Annotated in this window: 20 protein-coding genes and 1 riboswitch; of the genes, 16 read left to right on the top strand and 4 right to left on the bottom strand. The window is 47.8% G+C overall.

Features of this window, described 5'->3' with window-relative positions; all coding sequences use genetic code 11:
- Window positions 1-14: 14 nt before the first annotated feature.
- From FHS17_RS10195 to FHS17_RS10240, 10 genes are all read left to right on the top strand, one after another.
- Window positions 15-968, top strand: coding sequence for a nucleoside hydrolase (locus FHS17_RS10195; protein WP_167278316.1), 954 nt, complete (start codon window positions 15-17; stop codon window positions 966-968).
- Window positions 969-2,063, top strand: a complete 1,095-nt coding sequence (locus FHS17_RS10200; protein ID WP_243865292.1) for a Gfo/Idh/MocA family protein — start codon at window positions 969-971, stop codon at window positions 2,061-2,063. It begins immediately after the preceding gene.
- 94 nt (window positions 2,064-2,157) lie between these two features.
- Complete coding sequence (locus FHS17_RS31070; RefSeq protein WP_167278317.1) at window positions 2,158-3,927, top strand: histidine kinase; 1,770 nt, start codon at window positions 2,158-2,160, stop codon at window positions 3,925-3,927.
- Window positions 3,902-4,681 carry a response regulator transcription factor gene (locus tag FHS17_RS10210; RefSeq protein ID WP_167278318.1) on the top strand — a complete coding sequence of 260 codons (780 nt, stop codon included), beginning with the start codon at window positions 3,902-3,904 and terminating at the stop codon, window positions 4,679-4,681. The genes FHS17_RS31070 and FHS17_RS10210 overlap by 26 nt, the downstream gene beginning before the upstream one ends.
- Window positions 4,682-4,869: 188 nt before the next feature.
- A complete protein-coding gene (locus FHS17_RS10215) occupies window positions 4,870-6,573 on the top strand; it encodes a type 2 periplasmic-binding domain-containing protein (protein WP_167278319.1) in 1,704 nt (567 codons plus the stop codon).
- A 67-nt stretch (window positions 6,574-6,640) separates the two neighbouring features.
- On the top strand, window positions 6,641-7,543 hold the full coding sequence (locus FHS17_RS10220) for an ABC transporter permease (protein WP_243865293.1): 903 nt from the start codon (window positions 6,641-6,643) through the stop codon (window positions 7,541-7,543).
- 19 nt (window positions 7,544-7,562) lie between these two features.
- Window positions 7,563-8,450 carry a carbohydrate ABC transporter permease gene (locus tag FHS17_RS10225; protein WP_167278320.1) on the top strand — a complete coding sequence of 296 codons (888 nt, stop codon included), beginning with the start codon at window positions 7,563-7,565 and terminating at the stop codon, window positions 8,448-8,450.
- Between the two features lie 60 nt (window positions 8,451-8,510).
- The gene (locus FHS17_RS10230; RefSeq protein ID WP_167278321.1) at window positions 8,511-9,440 is read left to right on the top strand and encodes a hypothetical protein; all 930 of its coding nucleotides are present in this window, start codon (window positions 8,511-8,513) and stop codon (window positions 9,438-9,440) included.
- A gap of 308 nt (window positions 9,441-9,748) precedes the next feature.
- Window positions 9,749-9,949, top strand: coding sequence for a cold-shock protein (locus FHS17_RS10235; RefSeq protein WP_012772304.1), 201 nt, complete (start codon window positions 9,749-9,751; stop codon window positions 9,947-9,949).
- An 81-nt stretch (window positions 9,950-10,030) separates the two neighbouring features.
- Window positions 10,031-10,237, top strand: a complete 207-nt coding sequence (locus FHS17_RS10240; protein ID WP_208420318.1) for a cold-shock protein — start codon at window positions 10,031-10,033, stop codon at window positions 10,235-10,237.
- A 61-nt stretch (window positions 10,238-10,298) separates the two neighbouring features.
- Here the strand turns inward: FHS17_RS10240 and FHS17_RS10245 are convergent, their stop codons facing one another.
- Window positions 10,299-10,595, bottom strand: coding sequence for a hypothetical protein (locus tag FHS17_RS10245; protein ID WP_167278322.1), 297 nt, complete (start codon window positions 10,593-10,595; stop codon window positions 10,299-10,301).
- A 128-nt stretch (window positions 10,596-10,723) separates the two neighbouring features.
- Here FHS17_RS10245 and FHS17_RS31075 point away from each other — a divergent pair, with 128 nt between their 5' ends.
- From FHS17_RS31075 to FHS17_RS10260, 4 genes are all read left to right on the top strand, one after another.
- Window positions 10,724-11,329: a (2Fe-2S)-binding protein gene (locus FHS17_RS31075; protein ID WP_167278323.1), complete on the top strand. Its 606-nt coding sequence runs from the start codon at window positions 10,724-10,726 to the stop codon at window positions 11,327-11,329.
- Window positions 11,330-11,495: 166 nt separating this feature from the next.
- Window positions 11,496-11,624, top strand: a complete 129-nt coding sequence (locus FHS17_RS30860) for a hypothetical protein (RefSeq protein ID WP_279590347.1) — start codon at window positions 11,496-11,498, stop codon at window positions 11,622-11,624.
- A gap of 36 nt (window positions 11,625-11,660) precedes the next feature.
- Window positions 11,661-12,404: an SDR family NAD(P)-dependent oxidoreductase gene (locus tag FHS17_RS10255; RefSeq protein WP_167278324.1), complete on the top strand. Its 744-nt coding sequence runs from the start codon at window positions 11,661-11,663 to the stop codon at window positions 12,402-12,404.
- A 69-nt stretch (window positions 12,405-12,473) separates the two neighbouring features.
- Entirely contained in the window at window positions 12,474-12,758 is a 285-nt protein-coding gene (locus tag FHS17_RS10260) for a hypothetical protein (protein ID WP_167278325.1), read from the top strand.
- A gap of 404 nt (window positions 12,759-13,162) precedes the next feature.
- Here FHS17_RS10260 and FHS17_RS10265 read toward each other — a convergent pair whose 3' ends face one another.
- From FHS17_RS10265 to FHS17_RS10275, 3 genes are all read right to left on the bottom strand, one after another.
- Complete coding sequence (locus tag FHS17_RS10265; protein WP_167278326.1) at window positions 13,163-14,278, bottom strand: PdaC/SigV domain-containing protein; 1,116 nt, start codon at window positions 14,276-14,278, stop codon at window positions 13,163-13,165.
- 84 nt (window positions 14,279-14,362) lie between these two features.
- Window positions 14,363-14,710 carry a VOC family protein gene (locus tag FHS17_RS10270; RefSeq protein ID WP_208420319.1) on the bottom strand — a complete coding sequence of 116 codons (348 nt, stop codon included), beginning with the start codon at window positions 14,708-14,710 and terminating at the stop codon, window positions 14,363-14,365.
- Window positions 14,711-15,457: 747 nt separating this feature from the next.
- On the bottom strand, window positions 15,458-16,603 hold the full coding sequence (locus tag FHS17_RS10275) for an acyltransferase family protein (protein WP_167278327.1): 1,146 nt from the start codon (window positions 16,601-16,603) through the stop codon (window positions 15,458-15,460).
- Window positions 16,604-16,786: 183 nt separating this feature from the next.
- On the opposite strand from FHS17_RS10275, the gene FHS17_RS10280 reads away from it, so the two are divergent.
- Window positions 16,787-18,958, top strand: a complete 2,172-nt coding sequence (locus FHS17_RS10280) for a glycoside hydrolase family 3 N-terminal domain-containing protein (RefSeq protein ID WP_208420349.1) — start codon at window positions 16,787-16,789, stop codon at window positions 18,956-18,958.
- A 296-nt stretch (window positions 18,959-19,254) separates the two neighbouring features.
- A riboswitch (cyclic di-AMP (ydaO/yuaA leader) is annotated at window positions 19,255-19,435 on the top strand.
- Window positions 19,436-19,585: 150 nt separating this feature from the next.
- On the top strand, window positions 19,586-21,412 hold the full coding sequence (locus FHS17_RS10285; RefSeq protein ID WP_167278328.1) for an amino acid permease: 1,827 nt from the start codon (window positions 19,586-19,588) through the stop codon (window positions 21,410-21,412).
- Window positions 21,413-21,471: the final 59 nt, after the last annotated feature.

Genomic DNA, 21,471 nt, shown 5'->3' on the forward strand with positions numbered 1-21,471 from the left:
ATGGAGTGATTGCCATGAACTATCCTGTCATTTCTGATTCCTTGCGTTTAAGCCGACTTGCGCCTCCAACAGGCCAAGTACGTGCTGTACTCGATACCGATACGTTTAACGAGATTGATGATCAGTTTGCTCTTGTCTATGCGCTGCTCTCACCGGAACGAATTAAGCTGGATGCAATCTACGCGGCGCCATTCTGGAATGATCTCTCCGATGGACCGAAGGACGGCATGGAGAAGAGCTATGAAGAGATAGGGAGAATCCTGACTCGGCTAGGCCATAAAGAAGAAGAAGGCTATGTTTTCCGCGGTTCGGACAGCTATTTGCCTGGAGCAGCAACTCCTGTAGACAGTCCGGCAGCCCGGGATCTTGTCCAAAAGGCGCTTGCAGCACCTGATGATGAGCCGCTCTATGTAATCGCAATTGGAGCAATAACGAACATAGCATCGGCGATTCTGCTGGAGCCTTCTATTATAAGTAAGATCGTTGTCATCTGGCTCGGCGGCCATCAGCTGTCCTGGCGAGATACGAAGGAGTTCAATCTGGCTCAAGATATTCATGCCTCGCGTGTGATGTTCGACAGCGGAGTACCGCTTGTTCTTGTTCCATGCCATGGTGTTGCTTCGCATTTGATTACGACGCTGCCAGAAATTAAACACTTTGTGCAGGGCCAAGGAGAGATTGGTGCTTTCCTCGCGGAACGGTACGAGGGCTGCAGTGATGATCATTACGGCTACTCCCGCGTTATTTGGGATTTATCTGCCGTCGCATATCTGGTAGATCCGTCTCTGGTTCCTGCTGATCTCGTTCACAGTCCTGTGTTGACCGATCAGGTAACGTGGAGCGTGGATTCACGCAGGCATCTGATCCGCTGCGCCAGCGCAGTACACCGCGATGGTATCTTCAAGGATCTCTTCCGGAAGCTAGAGCATGCCGCTGCTGAAACGAAGCTGCAGGAAACGGGAGCGTAGATGATGGAGCAAAATCATGTGCTAAACGTTGGCATTATTGGATTAGGAGAGGTTGCGCAAGTTATCCATTTGCCTGTACTGCAGTCGCTGCCTCAGCACTACCGCATCACCGCTTTATGCGATGTATCACCGAAGCTGCTCCAGCATCTCGGAGAGCAGTATCGTGTAGAGAATCTCTATACGGATATGAACGATCTCGTGCGGCAGGAGGATATAGACGTCGTATTGGTCCTGAACAGTGATGAGTATCATGCGGACTGCGCCATAGCTGCTGCTAATCAGAAGAAGCATGTGCTGATCGAGAAGCCGATGTGCCTGACGTTTGCGGAAGCGGATGCGATTATCGAAGCACGGGATCGGAACCAAATTCAAATCATGATTGGTTACATGCGCCGTTATGCGCCTGCTTTCGTCCAGGCGGTGAAGGAGATCGGCGGCATTGAACATATCGGTTATGCCCGAATACGGGACATAATTGGCCCAAACAGCTTTTTCGTCCGGCAGAGCAGTCATACGGTCATGTTCAATGACATTCCGGAGCCAAACAAGGCAGAACGCAAGCAGCGTGCAGAACGGTTGGGACAAGAGGCGACCGGACTAACGCCGGATGATCCTTTATTTGGTTTTTACCGATTCCTTGCGGGACTTGGCAGTCATGATTTGTCCGCGATGCGGGAAGCGATAGGTATGCCGAAGTCGGTTATCGGGGCGAAGTTGGCGATGCAGCCGGAGAGCATGTTTCTGAATGTGATTTTCGACTATGGGACTTTCTCGGTGACTTATGAGACGGGGAGCGACCAGCAAGGCCGTTTTGATGCGCATGTGGAAGTGTACGGCAGTCGCAAGTCTGTGAAAGTGCAGTACGATACCCCGTATATCCGCCACCTGCCGACGAAGCTTTATATAGAAGAGACGGAAGGTGAAGTCTTCAAGGAGACGGTCATTCGGCCAACCTTTACCGACCCATATACGCATGAGCTTAAGGCTCTGCATGAGTTGATTGTAAATAACGGTACGCCCAAGACAACACCAGAGGATGCAAGAGAAGATTTAGTAGTATTTGGGATGATTATGGAAGCGCTTCAGCGAACGTAAGTAGATAAAGAAGGACCGGCATGTCACTTTCATAAAAGGACTGCATCGGTCCTTTTCTATTTTGCAGAAGATGAAATAGAGAGGAGGGGAAGACGTGCGCGCCAAAAAATCTCACTCGCTCAAGAGGCGGGCGTATTTTTTTCTCATCTTAAGCTCGTTAATACCACTTTCCCTGATCGGCTATATTTCTTATCTCTCTCTCTATTCCCTTCATAACGAGAATATCGACGACGGTGTACTCAGTAATGTGAAGCAGCTTCAGATCAGTATGAATAATGTGTTCAACAACTTGGAGGATGCAGCGCTTCAGCTCGCCATGTACAACGGCAAGGTCGCAGACGATATCGAAACGTTCATGAATACGGACGACTTTATGACCAAGTATGAGATGAAAAAGGCGGTTATCGACAATATCTCTCCGATCAATGCTGCCAAGCCCGATCTTGGTCTCATTTTCTTCTATTATGCGAATAAGAACCAGGTTCTGTTCGAGAACCAGAGCGTGAAGGAAGCATTTAGTCCGAAGATTCTTCCTGAACTAGGGAGCGGCATTAATGCTACCTATTATGGACCACATGAGACGGGGCGAGCCTCGGGAGATTCGATGGTATTCTCTATTGCTCGGAAGGTGAATTTAATCGATGGGGCAGACATGTACGTCTATATGGAGACAAGCCTGAAGCTGTTTGAGGACTTGCTGCAGTCGCAGCAGTACAAGCTGTCGGTCTCTAGCATTTTGCTTAATCAGGAAGGGCGCGTTATGTACAGTCAGCTTAAGGATCAGTTCCCGATCGGGCAGCAGATAGCAGTGAAAAAGCTGAATGCAGCCGGCAAGTCGGCGACGATCAAGCAAGGCTACTATGTCTACTCCCAGCAAGGAGAGCAGGGCTGGTACATACTAGCTGCCGTCAATAAAAAAGAATATAGCGCCGATGTGTACCAATGGATGAATAAATTCGTTCTGCTGTCGCTGCTCTCCATCTTGATCAGCTTGCTGCTTGGGTTCTCGATCTGGCGAATTGTGTACAAGCCGCTTCGCATGATTAATAAGGAAATTTTGCTAGTGACGCGCAGCAAATTCAATACAAAAGCGAAAACAACGGGCATTGTCGAGTTCGACGGCGTACTCGACCAATTTTATTTGATGCGGGGCAGGTTGTCCGAGCTGTTCAAGGAACTGGAGGAGAAGGAACGGAAGAAACGAATTGTGGAAGTCGAGAAACTGATGCATCAAATCAATCCGCATTTTTTACATAACACCTTGAATACCGTGCAGTGGTTAGCGCGCATGAATGGGCAGCACGAAATCGACCGGCTGGTTGCTTTGTTCACCCGTGTGCTGCATTACAATCTCGGAAAGGAAGGCGGTATCGTCCAACTGAGTGAGGAGATTGCTGTGCTGCAGGATTATATTGATTTGCAGCGTATCCGGTACGCCTACCATTTCGATGTGCAGCTTCAGGTAGATCGGAATCTTTCAGATGTTCAGGTTCCCCGCTTTATTATGCAGCCGATCGTGGAGAACGCGATCTATCATGGTCTGAAGGACGAGAGCGGCTGTATTCGTATCGACGTCTATCAGGAGGAAGGCTTCCTCCTTATTGTGGTGAAGGATAACGGGGAGGGAATGAGTGAAGAGGACATTAGGCGATTACTCGTGGAGCAGTCAGATGCGCATAAAAAAGTAGGGATGGGCATTGGACTGAGCTATGTCAAACATATGCTTGATGTCTATTACGGCGATGTAGCTTCGATGAACATTATCGGCATGAAAGGCAGCGGCACGACATTTGAGCTGCGGATTCCCATATACGGTCCGTATAAGAAGGAGGCGCCTAATGATTCATACGTTAATTTTGGATGACGAAATATACGCTAGAAAAGGATTAATATCTGTGCTGCCTTGGGAGAAGCATGGGTTCAAAATCATCGGTGAAGCAAGCAGCGGCGAGAAGGCGTTGGAATTCCTCCGTAATCATGAGACGGATGTCGTATTTACCGATCTGACTATGCCCGGCATGTCGGGCTTTGAATTTATGAAGGAGGCGCTTAAGGAGCATCGTGAATTAAAGGCTGTTGTGCTGACCTGCCATCAGGATTTTGGCTGTATTCAAGATGCATTAAGACTTGGTGCGATTGATTATATTGTGAAAACCCAGCTAGAGAAGGAGAAGCTGGAGGAGGTGCTGGAGCGGATTGCGGCACGAGTGAAACATGATCAGCCAAGCCATCATCACCATGATCTATTCCCGGATCACAACAATGAGAGTCGCAAAAAGTATTCCGACGAAGTGGTCGGTAGCATCCGCCATGCAGTGAAATTCATTAATGATCATGTGCTGGGAGGCATTCATCAGGAGGAAGCAGCCCGTGCGGCCAATATGAGCAGAGGCTACTTCAGCACCTGCTTTAAGGATATTGTCGGCACGCCGTTTGGCGATTATGTCCGCAGCCGTAAGATCATGAAGGCGGAGGAGCTGCTGCTTCAGACGACCAAACCGATCTATTGGATTGCTGATCAGCTTGGCTTCCAGGACGAGAAATACTTCAGCAAGCTGTTCCGTGAGCAGATTGGCAGGACGCCGACCGAATATCGGGAGCAAGGCGGCAAGCCATGAATGAAGCTGGTGTATAACCGGCAGGGAGAGAATTTTATGCTGACTTAGTAGGATAATTGTCATCTCTTTGGAGAATTCCGGCTACATTTTCCCCCTCTTCTAATGATCGTTGTCTATCTCTCACCAGAAATGAAAGCGCTTATAATCAAGGTGTGAAACGCCATAATGGTTCCAAAAGGGGGATTAAGGTGAAACGGACGCTCAAGGCAGGGGTATCAACTTCATTGCTCGTAGCACTAATGTTGTCAGCGGCATGCAGCAATTCGAATAATCAAGGAAACGAAGAATCACCGAAGAATAGTACAGCCAATAATGCGGCCGCAACGGCAACTGCAGCGCCGGCTGAGAAGCCGGATCCTTACAGTAAGATGCCGGAATTGGTTGAGTTTACGACAGGCAATACGGTATCAACAGAGGTAAATATGCCGGCAGGAGAGAGCTTTGAGAACAATGATGTGCAGAAGTGGTTCGAAGAGAATCTGAATGTGAAGCCGAAGCTGGCCTGGACAACAAGTGATCAAAACTTCGCCTTCGAGCAAAAAGTTAATTTGCTGATCGCAGCTAATACCATCCCCGATGTCCTGACAATTAACGTAGAGCCAAATGGCCTGAACATCCTTAGCAAGCTTGTGAAAGCAGGCATGGTGGAGGACCTGACGCAGGTATATAGCGATTACGCTTCCCCTTATTTGAAAGAAAGCATGAAGCTTGGCGGCGATGATGTGTTTGACCCGGTTACTTTTGACGGCAAGCTATACGCCATTCCTTCCTTATCGGATATCGAAACGGCTATCCCAGTAGTATGGACGCGCAAAGACTGGCTGGATCAAGCCGGGCTTCAGGAGCCGCAGACGCTTGACGATGTTGAGACGGCATTAAAGGCCTTCAAGGCAATGGGCAAGTCAGGCCAGCTGCCAACCCAGCAAAATATCTACAATTCAGATACGGCTTCGTTCGATTTTGTATTCGGCGCTTATAACTCCTATCCGGGTCAGTGGATAAAAGGCGAGGACGGCAGTATCGTATACGGCTCGATCCAGCCTCAAGTGAAGGATGCTTTAGCCCGTCTGGCCAAATGGTACAGCGAAGGACTTGTTGCCAAAGACTTCATGATGAACGACAGCAACAAAGCCGTGGAGGCGGTTGCCAAAGGATCGGCGGGCATTTTTGACGGTTCCTGGTGGGCGCCATGGTATCCATTGCCGGATTCGGTGAAGAACGATCACAACGCCGTTTGGCAGGACACTGTCCTGAATGGCGAAGATGGTATCGCGCATGCAAGAGGATACGGCAAGATCAGATCATTTGTCGTCATTAAGAAAGGCTTCAAGCACCCAGAAGCGATTATGAAGGTACTTAATGTCGCCCAAGATGCTAATGCGAAGAAGCTGGATTGGTACAACAAGCTTACCTTCGAAGCAGGCGGCAAATACACGGATGCGAAGATGGGGCTGCTCCCAGTATCCATAAGCGCGAAGGACCCGCATGAAATTTCCAACCGTTATAAGGATATTATGGCTGTGCTGAACGGTGAGAAGGATGTAAGTACAGCTGAGCCCGAGACACAGGCGCAGGTGAAGACCATTCAGACGTATCAGGCGGCAGCGGATCCATTCGCCGATATGGCACTTTGGAGCGGGGCGAACAATTTCTATGTAGGTGCTGCCGGCCTAGCCAAAAATCCGGTTCAACAGACGCTGCCAGCTTTTATCGGTACGACGGATCTGATGCAGAAGAAGAAAACAGCGCTTGATGATCTGGAGAAGCAGACGTTCCTCGAGATTATTACTGGCAAAAAAACGGTAGACGACTTCGACAGCTTCGTAACGAAGTGGAAAAGCATGGGCGGCGATGAAATTACGGCTGAGGTGAATACGATCGCCAGCAAATAATAGCCATTCAAACAAGTGCTGGGAGGCACGCTCAGCACTTGTTTGGTACGAATAGAGGTGGAGCGAATTGCTAAAGCCAACGCGAAATAAAGAAGTGATCCACTATCATATCATGCTGTTTCCTGTTATTTTATTTCTGGTCATATTCAGTATCTACCCGACGCTTGGCTCAATTATGGCGTTCAAGAGCTTTGATCCAACCAAAGGCATATGGGGTTCGCCATGGGCTGGTTTGGAAAACTTCAGAAGCTTGTTCGAGATTCCGGACTTCAAGCGGATTACCGTCAATACGATAACGATTTCTGTCGTGAAGATCATCTTAAACGTCTCCTGTGCACTCGCGTTCGCCTTGCTGTTGAATGAAACGAGAGTCAGATGGTTTAAGCGTTCGGTACAGACCGTTGTTTACTTGCCTTTCTTCTTGTCGTGGGTCATCATGGCCGGTATTTTCAAAGATTTCTTCTCCGTAGAGGGGTTAATCAACGGGCTTATCGGGCAATTGTCCGACAACGAGCCGATATTGTTCTTCACCAGCAAATCATGGTTCATGATCATTATTTATTTGACCGACGTGTGGAAAGGCTTCGGATTTAATGCGATCGTCTTTCTGGCAGCTTTAACAAGCATTAATCCAAGTCTCTACGAAGCGGCCGAGGTGGACGGTGCATCAAGATGGCGTAAATTGACTCATATTACGCTGCCGAGCATAAGACCAACCATCATCCTGATCTTGATCTTGAGTCTGCAAGGCATATTGAGCGGCGGCTTTGACCAGATTTTTAACCTTTATAATCCGCTCGTCTACTCGGTTTCGGATATTTATGATACGTACATTTATCGGATGGGATTCCAGAACAACCAGTATGAATTCGCTACTGCTGTAGGGCTGTTCAGATCAGCGGTTGCCTTTATATTTATTTTCTTATCGCAATGGCTGGCTGAGAAATATGGCGATTATAAGGTGTTCTAGAAGGACGGGGTGAACGTTAATGCTGACCATAAAAAAAACGAAGCAGGATTATATAACAGATACCATCATTTACTTCATCTTGATTCTGCTGGCTGTTACAACCCTTATCCCGCTGTTTAATATTCTCGCAGTATCTCTCAGTGACAGTGCGAAGGCAACAGCAGGGCTTGTAACGGTCTATCCGTTAGGCTTCAATATGACGACGTATACGACGATTTTCAAAGACCATGCGATATTGACCGCAATAGGCGTATCGTTCAAGCGGGTTGTTCTTGCTCTAATTGTAGATATGGTTCTGGTTGTACTCGCGGCATACCCGTTATCCAGAAGCAGCAAAGTATTTCCTTTCCGAGGCGTCTACATGTGGATTGTTGTCGGAACGATGCTGTTTGGACCAAGTATGATCCCGATGTTTTTCACTGTGAAAGATTTGCATCTCCTAGGGACGATATGGGCGCTTGTTCTTCCAGGTGCGGTAGGCCAGTTCTATGTCATTCTTATGATTAATTATTTCCGGTCCATTCCGATGGAGCTGGAGGAATCGGCAAGCATTGATGGAGCGAGCCCTTGGCGCAGACTGCTGCAGATCTACCTTCCGCTATCCAAGCCCATTGTAGCGACGATTGCTCTCTTTGTTGTCGTCAACAACTGGAATGCTTATTATGATGGTCTCATTTACTCCATTAATACGGATGATTACCCGCTGCAAACCTATATTCAACAGCTTGTTGTTAATCTGGATATGTCGATCCGCGATGTGGATCAAGTGAAGAGCCTGCTGACCGTATCCAATCGGAGCTTAACGGCGGCCAAGCTTGTCATTACGATGGTCCCGATCTTGCTGATTTATCCGTTTATGCAAAAATACTTTATTAGCGGCATTATGATCGGTTCGGTGAAAGAGTAGCAGCTTCTTCTTTATATAGAAGAAACGTATCAAACCTAAATGAATAAGGGAGTGCTTAACATGCCGAAAGTGCTGACGAATGAGCAGGTCCAACATTTTAAAGAAAAAGGCTGGGTAAAGGTCGAGCAGGCTTATCCAAGGGAGGAAGCGCTTAAGGTACAGGATTTTCTATGGAATGAGCTGCTGGAGAAGCATGATGTGAAACGCGATGACCCTAGTACCTGGACACAGCCTGTCATTCGTCTTGGCGATTACTACGAGTCGGTGACGGATGGCTGCAATACGGACCGGCTGACGGGAGCAATTGAGGATTTGCTTGGAGAAGACCGGTGGCAGCTTGGCCGGACGAAGCATAAAGCGATGTGGGGCGGCTTCATTATTAACTTCGGACCGGAGGTGCCGGGCGGCTGGCATTATGACGGCAGTCACTTCCGCCATTATCTAGACAGCTGGGAGCAAGGGCTCCTTCTTGTCTGTTTGTTTTCGGATGTGCGAAAAGGCGGCTCGGGCACATTAGTGGCAGAAGGCTCTCATCATATTGTAGCGAAGATGCTGGAGCAGCATCCGGAAGGCCTTGGTCTTGGAGAAGCGATTCAAGAATGCAACAAGCACCCATGGCTGGAAAAGCTTGTAGCGAGTCATAAGGCATCTGAGAACAAAGCTGGCGCCAGCTTGCAGGAGAAGAAGGAATACCTCACAGCGTTTATGGATTCTGCTTACGAAGATCCAGAAGGGTATTCACTTCGTGTCGTAGAAACGACAGGTGGACCAGGGGATATTGTCATCTGCCATCCGTTTCTGTATCACGCTCCTTCCAATAATGAGCTTGGGGTGCCGCGCTTTATGTGCAACCGGGTAGCTCCGACCAAAGAGCGAATGAAGCTGAACCGCGAGAATCCAGCTGATTATTCGGTCGTAGAGCAAATGATCCGTTTATCCCTTGGACTTAATGATGACGATGAATGTACTTGGGCGAGAAGGGAATTATAAAGATAAGCCAGAAGGGAGAGCAGGAGAGGAGTCTTGCTCTTCCTTTAAGGCTTTGGAAAATACAGCTCAGAATGGGGTTCCAAGTGGATGAAGTTCGCCATAAAAAATTTTTTCCTAAAGGGACCCATTGGTATTAGCTATTTCCATTTGGATGTGGTACAATGTATTTATAAACGTGACCTGAATTCACATCTCGTAGAGGGTTATTTTTACGAAATGAAATAATCTTGTACGATATGTGAATTTTTTATTTGTTAGTTCAAAGAATAAGAATGTCATGTAAATCATATATAAGGTGGTAATTACAAATGGAACAAGGTACAGTAAAATGGTTTAACGCAGAAAAAGGTTTTGGCTTTATCGAAGTTGAAGGCGGCAACGATGTATTCGTACATTTCAGCGCTATTCAAGGCGACGGTTTCAAATCGTTGGACGAAGGTCAACGCGTTGAATTCAACATTGTTCAAGGCAACCGTGGTCCACAAGCAGAAAACGTTGTAAAACTGTAGTATTGCTGAAGAATGCCCCGAACTTCCGGTTTGGGGCTTTTTTTCATTGCCATTACAGATTAGAAGAAAAGAGGGATTATATTGTATTCTCGGAAAAAAACGGTCGAAGAACTGCCTACTGAGCTAACAGTGGTATGGTCATGCTCGAGTGAGCAATGCAAGGGATGGATGAGAGATAATTTCTCACTGTCCGAAGCTCCCGTATGCTTCCTGTGCCAATCCCCTATGATCAAAGAAGAAAGAATGCTGGCTGTTGTTGATAATACAAGCTACAGTCAACGCAAATAGATGCCCATTAGCAGGCTGAACAAGAGGAAGCATCTCCTATGAGGTGCTTTTTTTTGCGTTCTCATGATCTTGCCGCACTTCTCCCTACCCCCACAACTATCCGAGCTAGTCCATAAATCATCAAGTATCCCGTACTGATGATAAAAGTTGGCGATTCCAGCACAGAATGAATCTCTGTCATATACACAGTGTTGTCCATAATCGTTCGAGTTGCTGCTGTTGCTATGACAGTAGAAGCGAGAAAAATCGCGATTGCGGCCAGGCTGCTGAGCAATTTTCTGCCCGTCTCACTCCGATAACTGATCCAGCCAACGAGGATGGCTGCTATTGCCAACCCTGCTCCAATCATAATACTCATCTTATTCACCTCTTCCTTACAGTTTTAGGCAAAAGTGTCTATCTTATGCGGATTAAATTGACAGTGAGTATGAGAATCTTTATCATATTAGAGGACTAAATACATAGAATAAATAGGTGTAACGTAAAGTGAGTATTGTTCAGCTGTTGTTCGTATCGATGTACAATCGTTTACTGGATATGTACCCGGATAATATCAACTACCAGGTGGAGATGCATGATGATCATGCCCATCTTGGTTATAAAATAAAAGAACTCCGCTCTGTAGCGGTTCCAACCGAACCGGATGAGCGCAAGGCTTTCCTGCTCCAGCATTGGGAGGAGTATTTCACTAATTTTGTTACACCTGCGGTGGAGCTGATCGCTTTAGCTGGCGATTTGAAACCGGATGCGATCTGGCAGCAGTTCAGCGGTCATCTGAAGATGACGCAGGACTTTATTGCCGAGCACATGAATATGCCTCAGCTCACGGAACAATTCTTGGCAGACGGCAAGCTGCTGACGGAATTCCTGGACCCAGCCTTGTTCAACCGCAGACGGAATCCTTATGTCCTGCAAAATCCTCGTTATGTGGAGAATCCGTATAAGCCGGAGGAGAAGTGGCTGATGCATTCGTCCTGCTGCATGTATGACCGCCGTGAGAACGGGACGAAATGTTACACCTGCCCGCGTATGACAAGCGATGAGCGGGAAGAGCGGAAAAGCGAAATTCTCGCCACTGCCGCCGTGCACTAATTCATATTTTAATGAAAAAGAGTATCTCCCGCCGGAGGTACTCTTTTTCGTAATTCTGGTACATACTTCACTTTTACTTTTAAGCTGTGAAGCTGTTCCTGTAGCTGATCTGGCTGTTTTCCTTTTATCATGACTTGGGATCAAAATTCATATCGGTGACGAAATAGTGAAGGCATTCGGCTGGTTTTTGGGTACATTAAATACTGCTATGGTTGATTATATGTCTGGCCTGGCCTTTTCCATCTCGGGCTTATATGACGGGGTGGTGATCGGCGGCGGAGCAATGGCTGGGTAAGGTTTATTTTATTTATCTATAAAAGGTGGTTATCTCATGCGTTTCCAAAATAAGGTGGCAATTGTAACCGGCGGGGCAAGTGGTATTGGGGAAGCAACTGTTCGGGAATTCGCAGTAGAAGGTGCAAAAGTCGTCATCGCAGATTTTTCAGACCGTGGAGCTGCAGTATCGGATGAGCTGAATAAACAAGGCTTTGATACCTTCTTCGTAAAGACGAATGTTGCTGACGAAGCCAATGTGAAAGCAATGGTTGCAGCCACCATAAAGAAATACGGCAAGCTTGACATACTTTTCGCTAATGCAGGCATCGGCGGGCAAGGTGTTACACATGAGCTGTCCACGAAGGATTGGCAGCGGATGATTGATATTAACCTAACAGGTGTATTCCTCTGCAACAAGTATGCAATTGATCAAATGTTAAAGCAGGGTACAGGCGGAGCGATCGTGAACTGCGGCTCGATCCATAGCCATGTGGCTCGTGGTCCGATTCCGGCTTACTCGGCTGCCAAGGGAGGCGTGAAACTGCTGACACAGAGCACTGCGATTGCTTATGCGCAGAAGGGTATTCGTGTGAATGCTATCTGTCCGGGTTATATCGAGACGCCTCTGATTGCTGGCAGCAGTGAAGAGGCACATCAATACCTCGAAAGTCTGCATCCGATGGGCCGCCTTGGCAAGCCTGAGGAGATCGCGAAGTCGGTCCTTTTCCTCGCAAGTGATGATGCGTCCTTCGTTACAGGAACAACGCTGACTGTAGACGGCGGCTATACAGCGCAATAAGCAATTTTTGATTCTGCCCCTTTGAATGGTACAATAGAGCTTAAATGTATCCGAGGGGGCAAGAGTCAGATGAGTGAGCAACAATTAAATGAGCAGGAATTAGTGAAATATCTCGCAGAGCGTTCGAAAGTGTCTGCGGAAACAATCAGCCTGGTGCTGAAGCATGAGGCTGCCTTTATTGATAAAGCGCAAAACTCGGCGAAAGGGCAAGTCGTTGATATCGACAGCGATGAGCTGGTTGATTATGTGCTGAAGCAGCGCGATGTGAAGCTGGATGAGATTACAATTGAGACGATCCTCGATATGGAAATGGATTATCTTGTTGAGCATGGCTTCGCCGACCAAGAAGACTAATCTTGTCAAAAATAAAGCCATCTGCTAATCCAATAGCTTTGCTGGACCGTGCCTTCACAGTTCTTGGTTGGGGTTGTCGTTGTCAGCAGAGTTAAGAACGCCAATCCCTATGGAGCATTCTCCATGGGGATTTGTCGTTGACCGATTAGGTTCATAGAAAATCGATCAGGCAAGGCTATTTTTGAGAAGATAAGGTCCCCAAGGGGCCTTATCTTCCTGTGCGAAGGCAAAAATAAAGCACTTAAGGTCCTTAAAGGATCCTAAGTGCTTTTTTACGTCAGGAAACCGAACATATTTGGCTATATTCGAGAAGTTAGGGTCCCTAAGGGTCTTTAACTTGCTCTCGAAGGAAAAAATGGGGTGTTTAAGGGCTCTTAAGGGCCTTAAACGATTTTGAATTTGAACTATCCGCGAATGACAACAGAGCCGTCTGCCGATTTTTCAGTTACTTGAAGCTTAAGAATGTCACCGAAGAATTCAACCGGCACGTACAAGGAGCCTTTAATCAGGCTTGGTGCGGTGCCTAATTTAATAGGAGCCATTTTGTTAAAAAAGTAGCTGTTCTTGCCGGCTGTAACGGATGTCCATTGTGCATCACGGGACACTTCTGCACTTTGCGACTTATTGCTCCAGGTTATTTTGTAGCCAAGGGCTTCAGCTGTTTTACGCAGTGGGACGAGTTGTGTGTTGTTCGGGCCAGTAGTCAGCTCTTTGTTGGACAAGGTAAGGGAAGGGCCTGTCGTTGTTGTTTCGTCTACCGGAATGTTGATGATCCCTCCGGCATAAGGTGCGATTTCGTATTGTTGGAAGACCAGGTTAACGATCCCTTTACCGTCTACGAAGTAAGTATGATCGGCATCAATTTTGAAGGTTGTGATTGCATCCCAGAAGAAGTTCTCTGGATTTTTGTTGATGGTATAACGGACCGCGTTTTTTGCAGCTGCAATACCGCCTTCGCCAAGCGCTTGCTCAAGCGTAAGCTCGGAAGCTTCCTTACCATTTAAAATATTGAAGCCTTCCACGGCAGTACCGCCATGAGCGCCTCCCGTAAACTCGTAGGTAGCAACGGTGAACGAAAGAATGCCATTAGCGGATGAGCTGCCATCGGCTTTCAGCTCGTAGGATACGTTTAATTCATAAGCATGGAAAGGGTAATCATTTTGTTCCGCATCCTTTTTATCTTCGGCAGCTAAAGCTTTCAGCCGATCGAGTTCTTTGGTTGCGTTCTCTTTAATAGTTGCATTGAGTTTATCTTGATAGGCGGTATCCAGCATACCGCTTATAACAGGTACGGAAATTTTTACGGTAAGCAGATCGGAAGTTTCCTCAATAACATTGGATGTAACTTTAACGGCTTGTGTATCTGGAAGCGTTGCGCTGATTGGCACGGCTGTAATCGGTCCGGATGTAGCAGCGATAGGTACGACAGCTGTTTCCTGCGCCATAGCAAGTGCAGGAGTGAAAGCGAGCAGGCAAGATCCTGCTACAGCAATTGTAAGCATTTTGAAAGGTTTTTTCATGGCGAGTGGCCTCCTAAGGTATGTTCGAAGAATGAAGACACCAAGTAGACGGAAGAGGAGCAAAAAAAGTTTCAAGGTTAATTATTATTCCGACTTTGTGCTTATACCGCCGCCAAAAGCAATACGGTAACCGTCAGCATCTTTCATCGTAAACTCGCTCCACTGATCCGAATAATGGGGCCCATTAACGATTTCTACGGCTTTGGTTCGGCACTCTTCCACGAGCAGATCGACGGCATCTGTATACGCAAATACATCAAAGTATAAGCCGCCAGCTGCTGCAGATGAGGGTCTTACATCCTCTTTGTTTAGGGAAGGGTGCAAAATAAAAGTAACGTTACCTCTTGATACATGGACATGTCCGCCAATCTCTTCATAAGAAAATCCCAAATTCCTGTAAAACTCAGAAGCCATATGTATATCTTTAACCAATAAAACGATAGATGAACCCGATAAATTGCATATGCTGGTGGGAGTGAAAATAGGGGGCTTAATTGTTAATACGATGTAGGGTGCAGCTGATGAGGTAAGCAGTAGAGTAGGGAGAAAGAAACTGAGGTCGGAAGGTGGTCAACTGGAGGGCGTAGCAGTCTATGTTGTATTTTGTGCAGTGTATTTGCCTGAAGGTCTGCTGCGTCGGAGCTATGTTGTATTCTATCCAACGTATTTGATGCGTGAATGCTCAAATGGGGCTACCATTTGGCAAATATCCTGTACAAAATACAGTCTAGCTCGCGCGAACAACGTGATAGAGGGACTTATGTTGTACAAATTACAGTATAGGTGCCTTGAATTTGGGGTGGCATGGAGGGTGTGGGTGAGTATAGGGTATTGGTGGTTGCAGAAGATGTTGAAGTGAAGCAGCTTGAGTAGACCGTCCGCGAGGGGACTGAAGCGGTCTAGCGCAGCGAAGCAAGGTTATGTCCAGCTTGAGCGAATCGTGCGAAAGCGATATTTTACTGTGTAAAATAAAGGCTTTTTGTCTTGGGTTTTTGAAGCGGTGCTTGGCCGCGAGGGGATCGATGCGGAGCAAGAGACATGCTCTTGAGAAGCGGAGCGCTCGCCTTTGTGCCCTGGATTTCTACCGCCGAAGCGGTAAAATTCAAAGAAATCCGGGGCACAACAGCGATCGAAAGAGTATGTCTCTTGCGCAGCGAAGCAGCTATCCCCGAGCAAACCCTAACGCCTCCGCGGCAACTCCCCAAACAACAAAGCCGCCCCCGGCATGAAACGTGCAGCCCCCGCCACAATCAGCCAACTAACGCCAAGCGCAAGGCAGAAGCCTGCGGCATACCACAGATGATAATACACGGAGATGCCGCTCTCAGGCGGGAACTTCCGATAATAGAACAGCAGCAACGGATGAATCAGGTAGATGCCAAACGAAAATACCGCGATCGAATCGAAGAAACGGAGCTCCTTTTTCGGCAGGAATCGATACAAGCTTGGCGCGATATGAAGCAACATGATGGCGCTGGTAATCGAATAGAACATTTTCAGCACATCAAGCATGAGTGGCGAATAGATAGTCCCGTTCATCCGGATATCGTAGAAGACGATGAGCATCGCGATCAGGCTACCGAGCCATACGCCAAAAGAGGCCAGCCACAAGGATACACGCTTAGGCGTCGCTCCGTCCTTCGACCATTGAAGCCATCCGCGCAGCTGCGGATAGTAGATGCCAAGTATAGCTCCGAGCATATATTGCATGGTATACGAAGGTGCCCAGCTCATCAGATTGGTCAGATGCAGAAATTGCTCATTCCATGTAAAGAAGGCAAGTTGGATAACGAGCCCCAAAGGGACAGCCCACTTGATCAGATTAGGGAAACGCCGGAACACAATCAGCAGCAGCGGGAACAATACATATAGCTGAGCCATAATAAAGACGTAATAAAGATGCGTATATGCCTTGCCGGTTGCCAGCTTGATCAAGAAGCTTCGGAAGGTCTCGTCTGCAGGCATATTTGGCGTGTAGGTATTGTAATACAAAACAAAATAAATGATCGAGAACAGTACATACGGAATGATGACGTAAGTGATTCGTTTTCGATAAAAACTGCTGATCAAAGCGCCGTTAAGCGGACGCGGGTAATAGCTGTAGAACAGAACAAAGCTGCTTAAAAATACGAATGCTGGTGTTGCAAAAGACATTGATATATTCAAGAAATGATAAACGAAATAATAGTCTGATTCCTTCATCTTCAAAGTGGCGAAGGAGGTTGAGTGGATCATAATGACGGCGATAATGAGAAGCGCGCGGACAAGCTGGATTTCGGGCAGGCGACTTCTTTTTTCATCCTCTTTTGTAACGGAATTAATCACAATAATACTCCATTCTGGTTGCCATTCTAATAGATACTCACGGAGCAAGGCATTACCAAAGGTTAGTGGTAAGATGCCCTATTTGTCAATAGTTGTTGTATGCAGCCAGATTGTTGATGTTTTCGGCTACAATCGCTATGTTGCTCCATAATGGCAATCGATATAATGGTGAAAGAAGCAGAAATGATCCAATTGGAGGGTATCCACGTGACCAAGATTACGGCATTACTCGAGCAAATGACGCTGGAAGAAAAGATTTTTCAACTGATGCAGCTAACCCCGAATTTCCTAAGTGAAGATGATGCGAATCTGACTGGCCCGCTGGCTTGGATGGGCGTAACGGAGAGCATGGTGAATAATGTTGGCTCTGTGCTTAGCGCCGTTGGTGCCAAAGAAACGATTGCCCTGCAGAAAAAATATATGGAGAACAGCCGTCTGGGTATTCCACTTCTTTTAATGGCGGATATTATCCATGGCTATCGCACGATTTTTCCGGTTACACTGGCGATTGCGAGTACTTGGGATATGGAGCTGGCTGAACGAAGCGCTGCTATCGCGGCCAAAGAATCTGCGGTTACCGGCATTCATGTAACGTTTGCGCCGATGGTGGACTTGGTCCGCGATCCGCGTTGGGGCCGTGTTATGGAGTCGACGGGTGAAGACCCGTTCCTCAACAGCGAATATGCACGGGCATTCGTCCGTGGCTTCCAAGGTGACGATCTCGCTGGTGATATGGACCGGGTAGCTGCTTGCGTGAAGCACTTTGCAGCCTACGGTGCTGCCGAAGGCGGGCGTGATTACAACACGGTGAACATGTCGGAAAGACAGCTTCGTGAGTCTTATCTGCCAGCCTATAAAGCTGCTCTAGATGAAGGCTGCGAGATGGTTATGACGGCTTTTAACACGGTGGATGGTATTCCGGCGACCGGTAACAAGTGGCTGATGCGTAATCTGCTTCGTGATGAGTGGGGCTTTGATGGCATGCTGATCTCCGACTGGGGAGCAGTGAGCGAGATGATCCCTCATGGTGTCGCGGCGGATGGTGCGGAAGCTGCTCAGAAAGCGATCGAAGCGGGCGTTGATATGGAAATGATGACGTCTAACTACGCGAATCATCTGAAGGAGCTCGTAGAAGCGGGTAAAGTAGACATCACTCTTATCGACGAGTGTGTCCTCCGTGTCTTAAAGCTGAAGGACAAGTTGGGTCTCTTCGAGAACCCTTACCGCGCAGCAAGTGAAGAGCGTGAAAAAGAAGTGCTGCTCTGCGACGAGCATCGTGCTGCTGCACGCGAGATCGCGGCGAAATCCTGTGTTTTGTTGAAGAACGAGCAAGTTCTGCCGCTCCGCAGCGGGCAAAAGCTGGCTCTCATCGGACCTTTCGCCGAGAGCGGCGATATTCTTGGACCTTGGTCGATCTGGGGTAAACAGGACGAGGCGGTTCAGCTTCATGCCGGTTTGTCTGCTCGGACAGATCTGATCGCTACTGCGAAGGGCTGCGACATCGACTCCGGTTCGGAAGAGCAGCTTCAGGAAGCAATCAACGCCGCAGCCGATGCTGACATTATCGTTCTGGCGCTGGGTGAAAGCTCTGAGATGAGCGGCGAAGCGGGAAGCCGCGGAGATATTCGTCTGCCGCAATCCCAACTGAAGCTGATCCAGAAGCTGAAGCTGCTTGGCAAGCCGATAGTTGTTGTGCTGTTCAACGGCAGACCATTGGATCTGCATGGTGTTATCGAGGAGGCGGATGCGCTTCTTGAAGCTTGGTTCCCAGGTACAGAAGGCGGCAATGCCATTGCCGATGTGTTGTTCGGAGACGTGAATCCATCCGGACGCCTGACGATGTCATTCCCGTACTCGGTTGGTCAAGTTCCTGTCTACTACAACAACTACAATACGGGTCGTCCACTCACACCGCAGAACGCGAATGAGCGATATGTTTCCAAGTATCTGGACATGCCAAATGCACCGCTTCTGCCATTTGGCTACGGCCTCAGTTACACAAGCTTCTCGTACGGCGAAGTGAGTCTGTCAACAGACGAGCTGCATGCTGAAGACACGCTTGAAGTATCGGTTGAAGTGACTAATACTGGCGTGGTTGCTGGGGGAGAGGTTGTCCAGCTGTACGTGCGTGATATTGCTGGAGAAGTCGTTCGCCCACTTAAGGAGCTGAAGGGCTTCCGTAAGCTGCAGCTGCAGCCTGGTGAGACGGAGAAGGTAACGTTCTTGATTACCGAAGAGCAGCTTCGTTATTACCACACGGATCTGCAATTGAAGAGTGATGCTGGTGAGTTCCATGTCTTTGTTGGTCCTAACAGCCGCGACCTGGAAGCAAAGCCTTTCCGCCTCGTGAAATAGAAGATTTTCGAAAAAACAACGAATCAGCCAGATGGCTGGTTCGTTGTTTTTTGCAGCTTAATGACCTTATAGGATCATGTCTTCAGCATAACAGCTGATCTACTCCCTTATTTAGGGAATTATCTCCTTGGGAGAGGGTAAAAGAAAGCATGGCTGGCTTTTTAGGACATTCTGCAAGCGATTCAAGAATGTATCCGCATTCATGGCGGTTAAACCCTGATTTCTGCGTTTATTTGAAATATTATCGCGGTTTACAGATAGGAGAGAGAGGACTATGATCAATTAGCAACTTCATATGTTCATATTCGCTGAGTTTCCGAAGTAGTCGGAAAGCAGGGGAACCAATTGCGATAACTGCCATTATAGTTACCGCCGGGGTGAATCAGCATAACTGCCGTTCAGGCAGAGTGCTGTAGGGCGATTCTCTAGACGCCCGAATCCGTCAGCTAACCTTGTAAGCGTTGATAGAGAGGGTGAACTTCGGTTTTTTATGACCGCGGGAGGATACTCTGCGGTTTTTTTTTCGTGTAAAAAAAAGCAAACATGGTTACATTACCACTGATAAGTGATGAGTAGCCCAAGTATCCAAGCGTATGTTGTTTAACTTCATTGTTGGCGGTGACCTGTGTGTTTACTCTTATCAAAAGATTACTGATCGGGCGTCCCCTAAAGTCCGCGGAATTAGGGGAACAGAAACTTATTAAGACAAAAGCCCTTGCGATCCTGTCTTCGGATGCTTTATCGTCCGTTGCTTATGGTCCTGAGCAAATCTTGTTAGTCTTGATGACCGTGAGCGCTGCGGCGTTTTGGTATTCCATTCCGATTGGTATCGGGGTGCTTGTCTTATTAACGGCACTTATTTTGTCTTACCGGCAAATTATATTTGCCTATCCGCATGGCGGCGGAGCTTATGTGGTATCGAAGGAAAATCTCGGGATATTTCCAGGGCTTATATCTGGCGGCGCCTTGCTGGTCGACTATATTCTGACGGTAGCGGTAAGTGTATCGGCCGGTACGGATGCGATTACTTCAGCTTTTCCAAGCTTGCATACCCATACTGTGTTGATCGCCGTATTTTTTGTCCTTTGTATCACCATATTGAACCTGCGGGGCGTAACCGAGTCAGCTTCCATCCTCGCCTATCCAGTTTATCTATTCGTACTGGCGGTATTCATTATGATTGGCGTCGGTGTATATAAAATCGCTACAGGTGATGTATCACCTGCACTGCATACGTCGCTTGGCACACCGGTAGCGGGCATCAGCTTGTTCCTGCTGCTTCGGGCCTTCGCTTCAGGCAGCTCGGCTTTAACCGGGGTGGAAGCGATCTCGAATGCGATTCCTAACTTCAAGGATCCAGCGCCAAACAACGCGGCGAAAACCTTGCTGGCTATGGGCGCGCTGCTGTCGGTTCTGTTCGCTGGGATCGTCTTCCTTGCTTACTACTACGGTGTTGCGCCAAGAGAAGATGTAACGGTTACTTCGCAAATTGCAGAGAGTATATTTGGACGCAGCGTTATGTATTATTTTATCCAAGGCACAACGGCCTTGATCTTGATCCTGGCAGCGAATACCGGCTATTCGGCATTCCCGCTGCTTGCGGTTAACCTTGCGAAGGATAAGTTCATTCCGAGAATGTTCACGGTCCGCGGTGACCGTCTTGGTTATTCGAATGGTATTATCAGCCTTGGTATCTTGTCCATCATTCTGATTATAGCTTTCCAAGGGAAGACGGAGCATTTGATTCCGCTGTATGCGGTTGGCGTATTCGTACCGTTCACCTTGTCGCAGACGGGCATGCTGGTAAAATGGATCCGTCAGCGGCCAAAGGGCTGGGTTCCCAAGTTTATTATTAACTCGATTGGCGCACTGATTAGCTTTATTGTATCAATGATGTTCTTCTTGACGAAGTTCGAGCAGGTGTGGTCGATTCTGATTTTCCTGCCGCTGATTATTTTCGTCTTCCACCGGATTAAGAAGCATTACGAGGCTGTTGGCGAACAGCTGCGATTGGCGACCTGCGAGCCTGTAGTCCCGATTGAAGGCAATGTCATGATATTGCCGGTGGCTGGCATCACGCATGTCGTTGAGCACTCGATTCTATATGCGAAGTCCTTAAAGGCGGAGCAGATTATTGCCGTATACGTCCCGTTCGAGAAAGAGGATGAGACGATCTTCGAAGAGAAGTGGAAGAAATTCCAGCCGGACGTCAGACTGGTGACGCTGCATTCACCATATCGTTCGATTACGAGTCCACTCTTCAAGTTTATTGATACGGTGCAGCGCAAGGCCAGCGAGAACAACTACCAGGTAACGGTTATTATTCCGCAGTTTATTCCGAAGAAGGGCTGGCAGAACATTTTGCATAACCAAACAAGCTTAATGCTTCGCACCCAGCTTCTTTACCGCAAGGATGTCGTGATCACGACGGTGCCTTACCATTTGAAAAAATAACAAAAGGCCTTAGCTTCCGGATTTCCGGGGCTGAGGCTTTTTTCATGCTGAAAGCAGTG

Source organism: Paenibacillus lupini (assembly GCF_011761355.1).
Lineage (GTDB): Bacteria > Bacillota > Bacilli > Paenibacillales > Paenibacillaceae > Pristimantibacillus > Pristimantibacillus lupini.

What these genes read in the sequence shown, in the direction of transcription:
- FHS17_RS10195 (WP_167278316.1), top strand. Translation starts at nt 15, where the DNA reads ATGAACTATCCTGTCATTTCTGATTCCTTGCGTTTAAGCCGACTTGCG.
- FHS17_RS10200 (WP_243865292.1), top strand. Translation starts at nt 969, where the DNA reads ATGATGGAGCAAAATCATGTGCTAAACGTTGGCATTATTGGATTAGGA.
- FHS17_RS10210 (WP_167278318.1), top strand. Translation starts at nt 3,902, where the DNA reads ATGATTCATACGTTAATTTTGGATGACGAAATATACGCTAGAAAAGGA.
- FHS17_RS10225 (WP_167278320.1), top strand. Translation starts at nt 7,563, where the DNA reads ATGCTGACCATAAAAAAAACGAAGCAGGATTATATAACAGATACCATC.
- FHS17_RS10230 (WP_167278321.1), top strand. Translation starts at nt 8,511, where the DNA reads ATGCCGAAAGTGCTGACGAATGAGCAGGTCCAACATTTTAAAGAAAAA.
- FHS17_RS10235 (WP_012772304.1), top strand. Translation starts at nt 9,749, where the DNA reads ATGGAACAAGGTACAGTAAAATGGTTTAACGCAGAAAAAGGTTTTGGC.
- FHS17_RS10245 (WP_167278322.1), bottom strand. Translation starts at nt 10,595, where the DNA reads ATGAGTATTATGATTGGAGCAGGGTTGGCAATAGCAGCCATCCTCGTT.
- FHS17_RS10255 (WP_167278324.1), top strand. Translation starts at nt 11,661, where the DNA reads ATGCGTTTCCAAAATAAGGTGGCAATTGTAACCGGCGGGGCAAGTGGT.
- FHS17_RS10260 (WP_167278325.1), top strand. Translation starts at nt 12,474, where the DNA reads ATGAGTGAGCAACAATTAAATGAGCAGGAATTAGTGAAATATCTCGCA.
- FHS17_RS10265 (WP_167278326.1), bottom strand. Translation starts at nt 14,278, where the DNA reads ATGAAAAAACCTTTCAAAATGCTTACAATTGCTGTAGCAGGATCTTGC.
- FHS17_RS10280 (WP_208420349.1), top strand. Translation starts at nt 16,787, where the DNA reads ATGATCCAATTGGAGGGTATCCACGTGACCAAGATTACGGCATTACTC.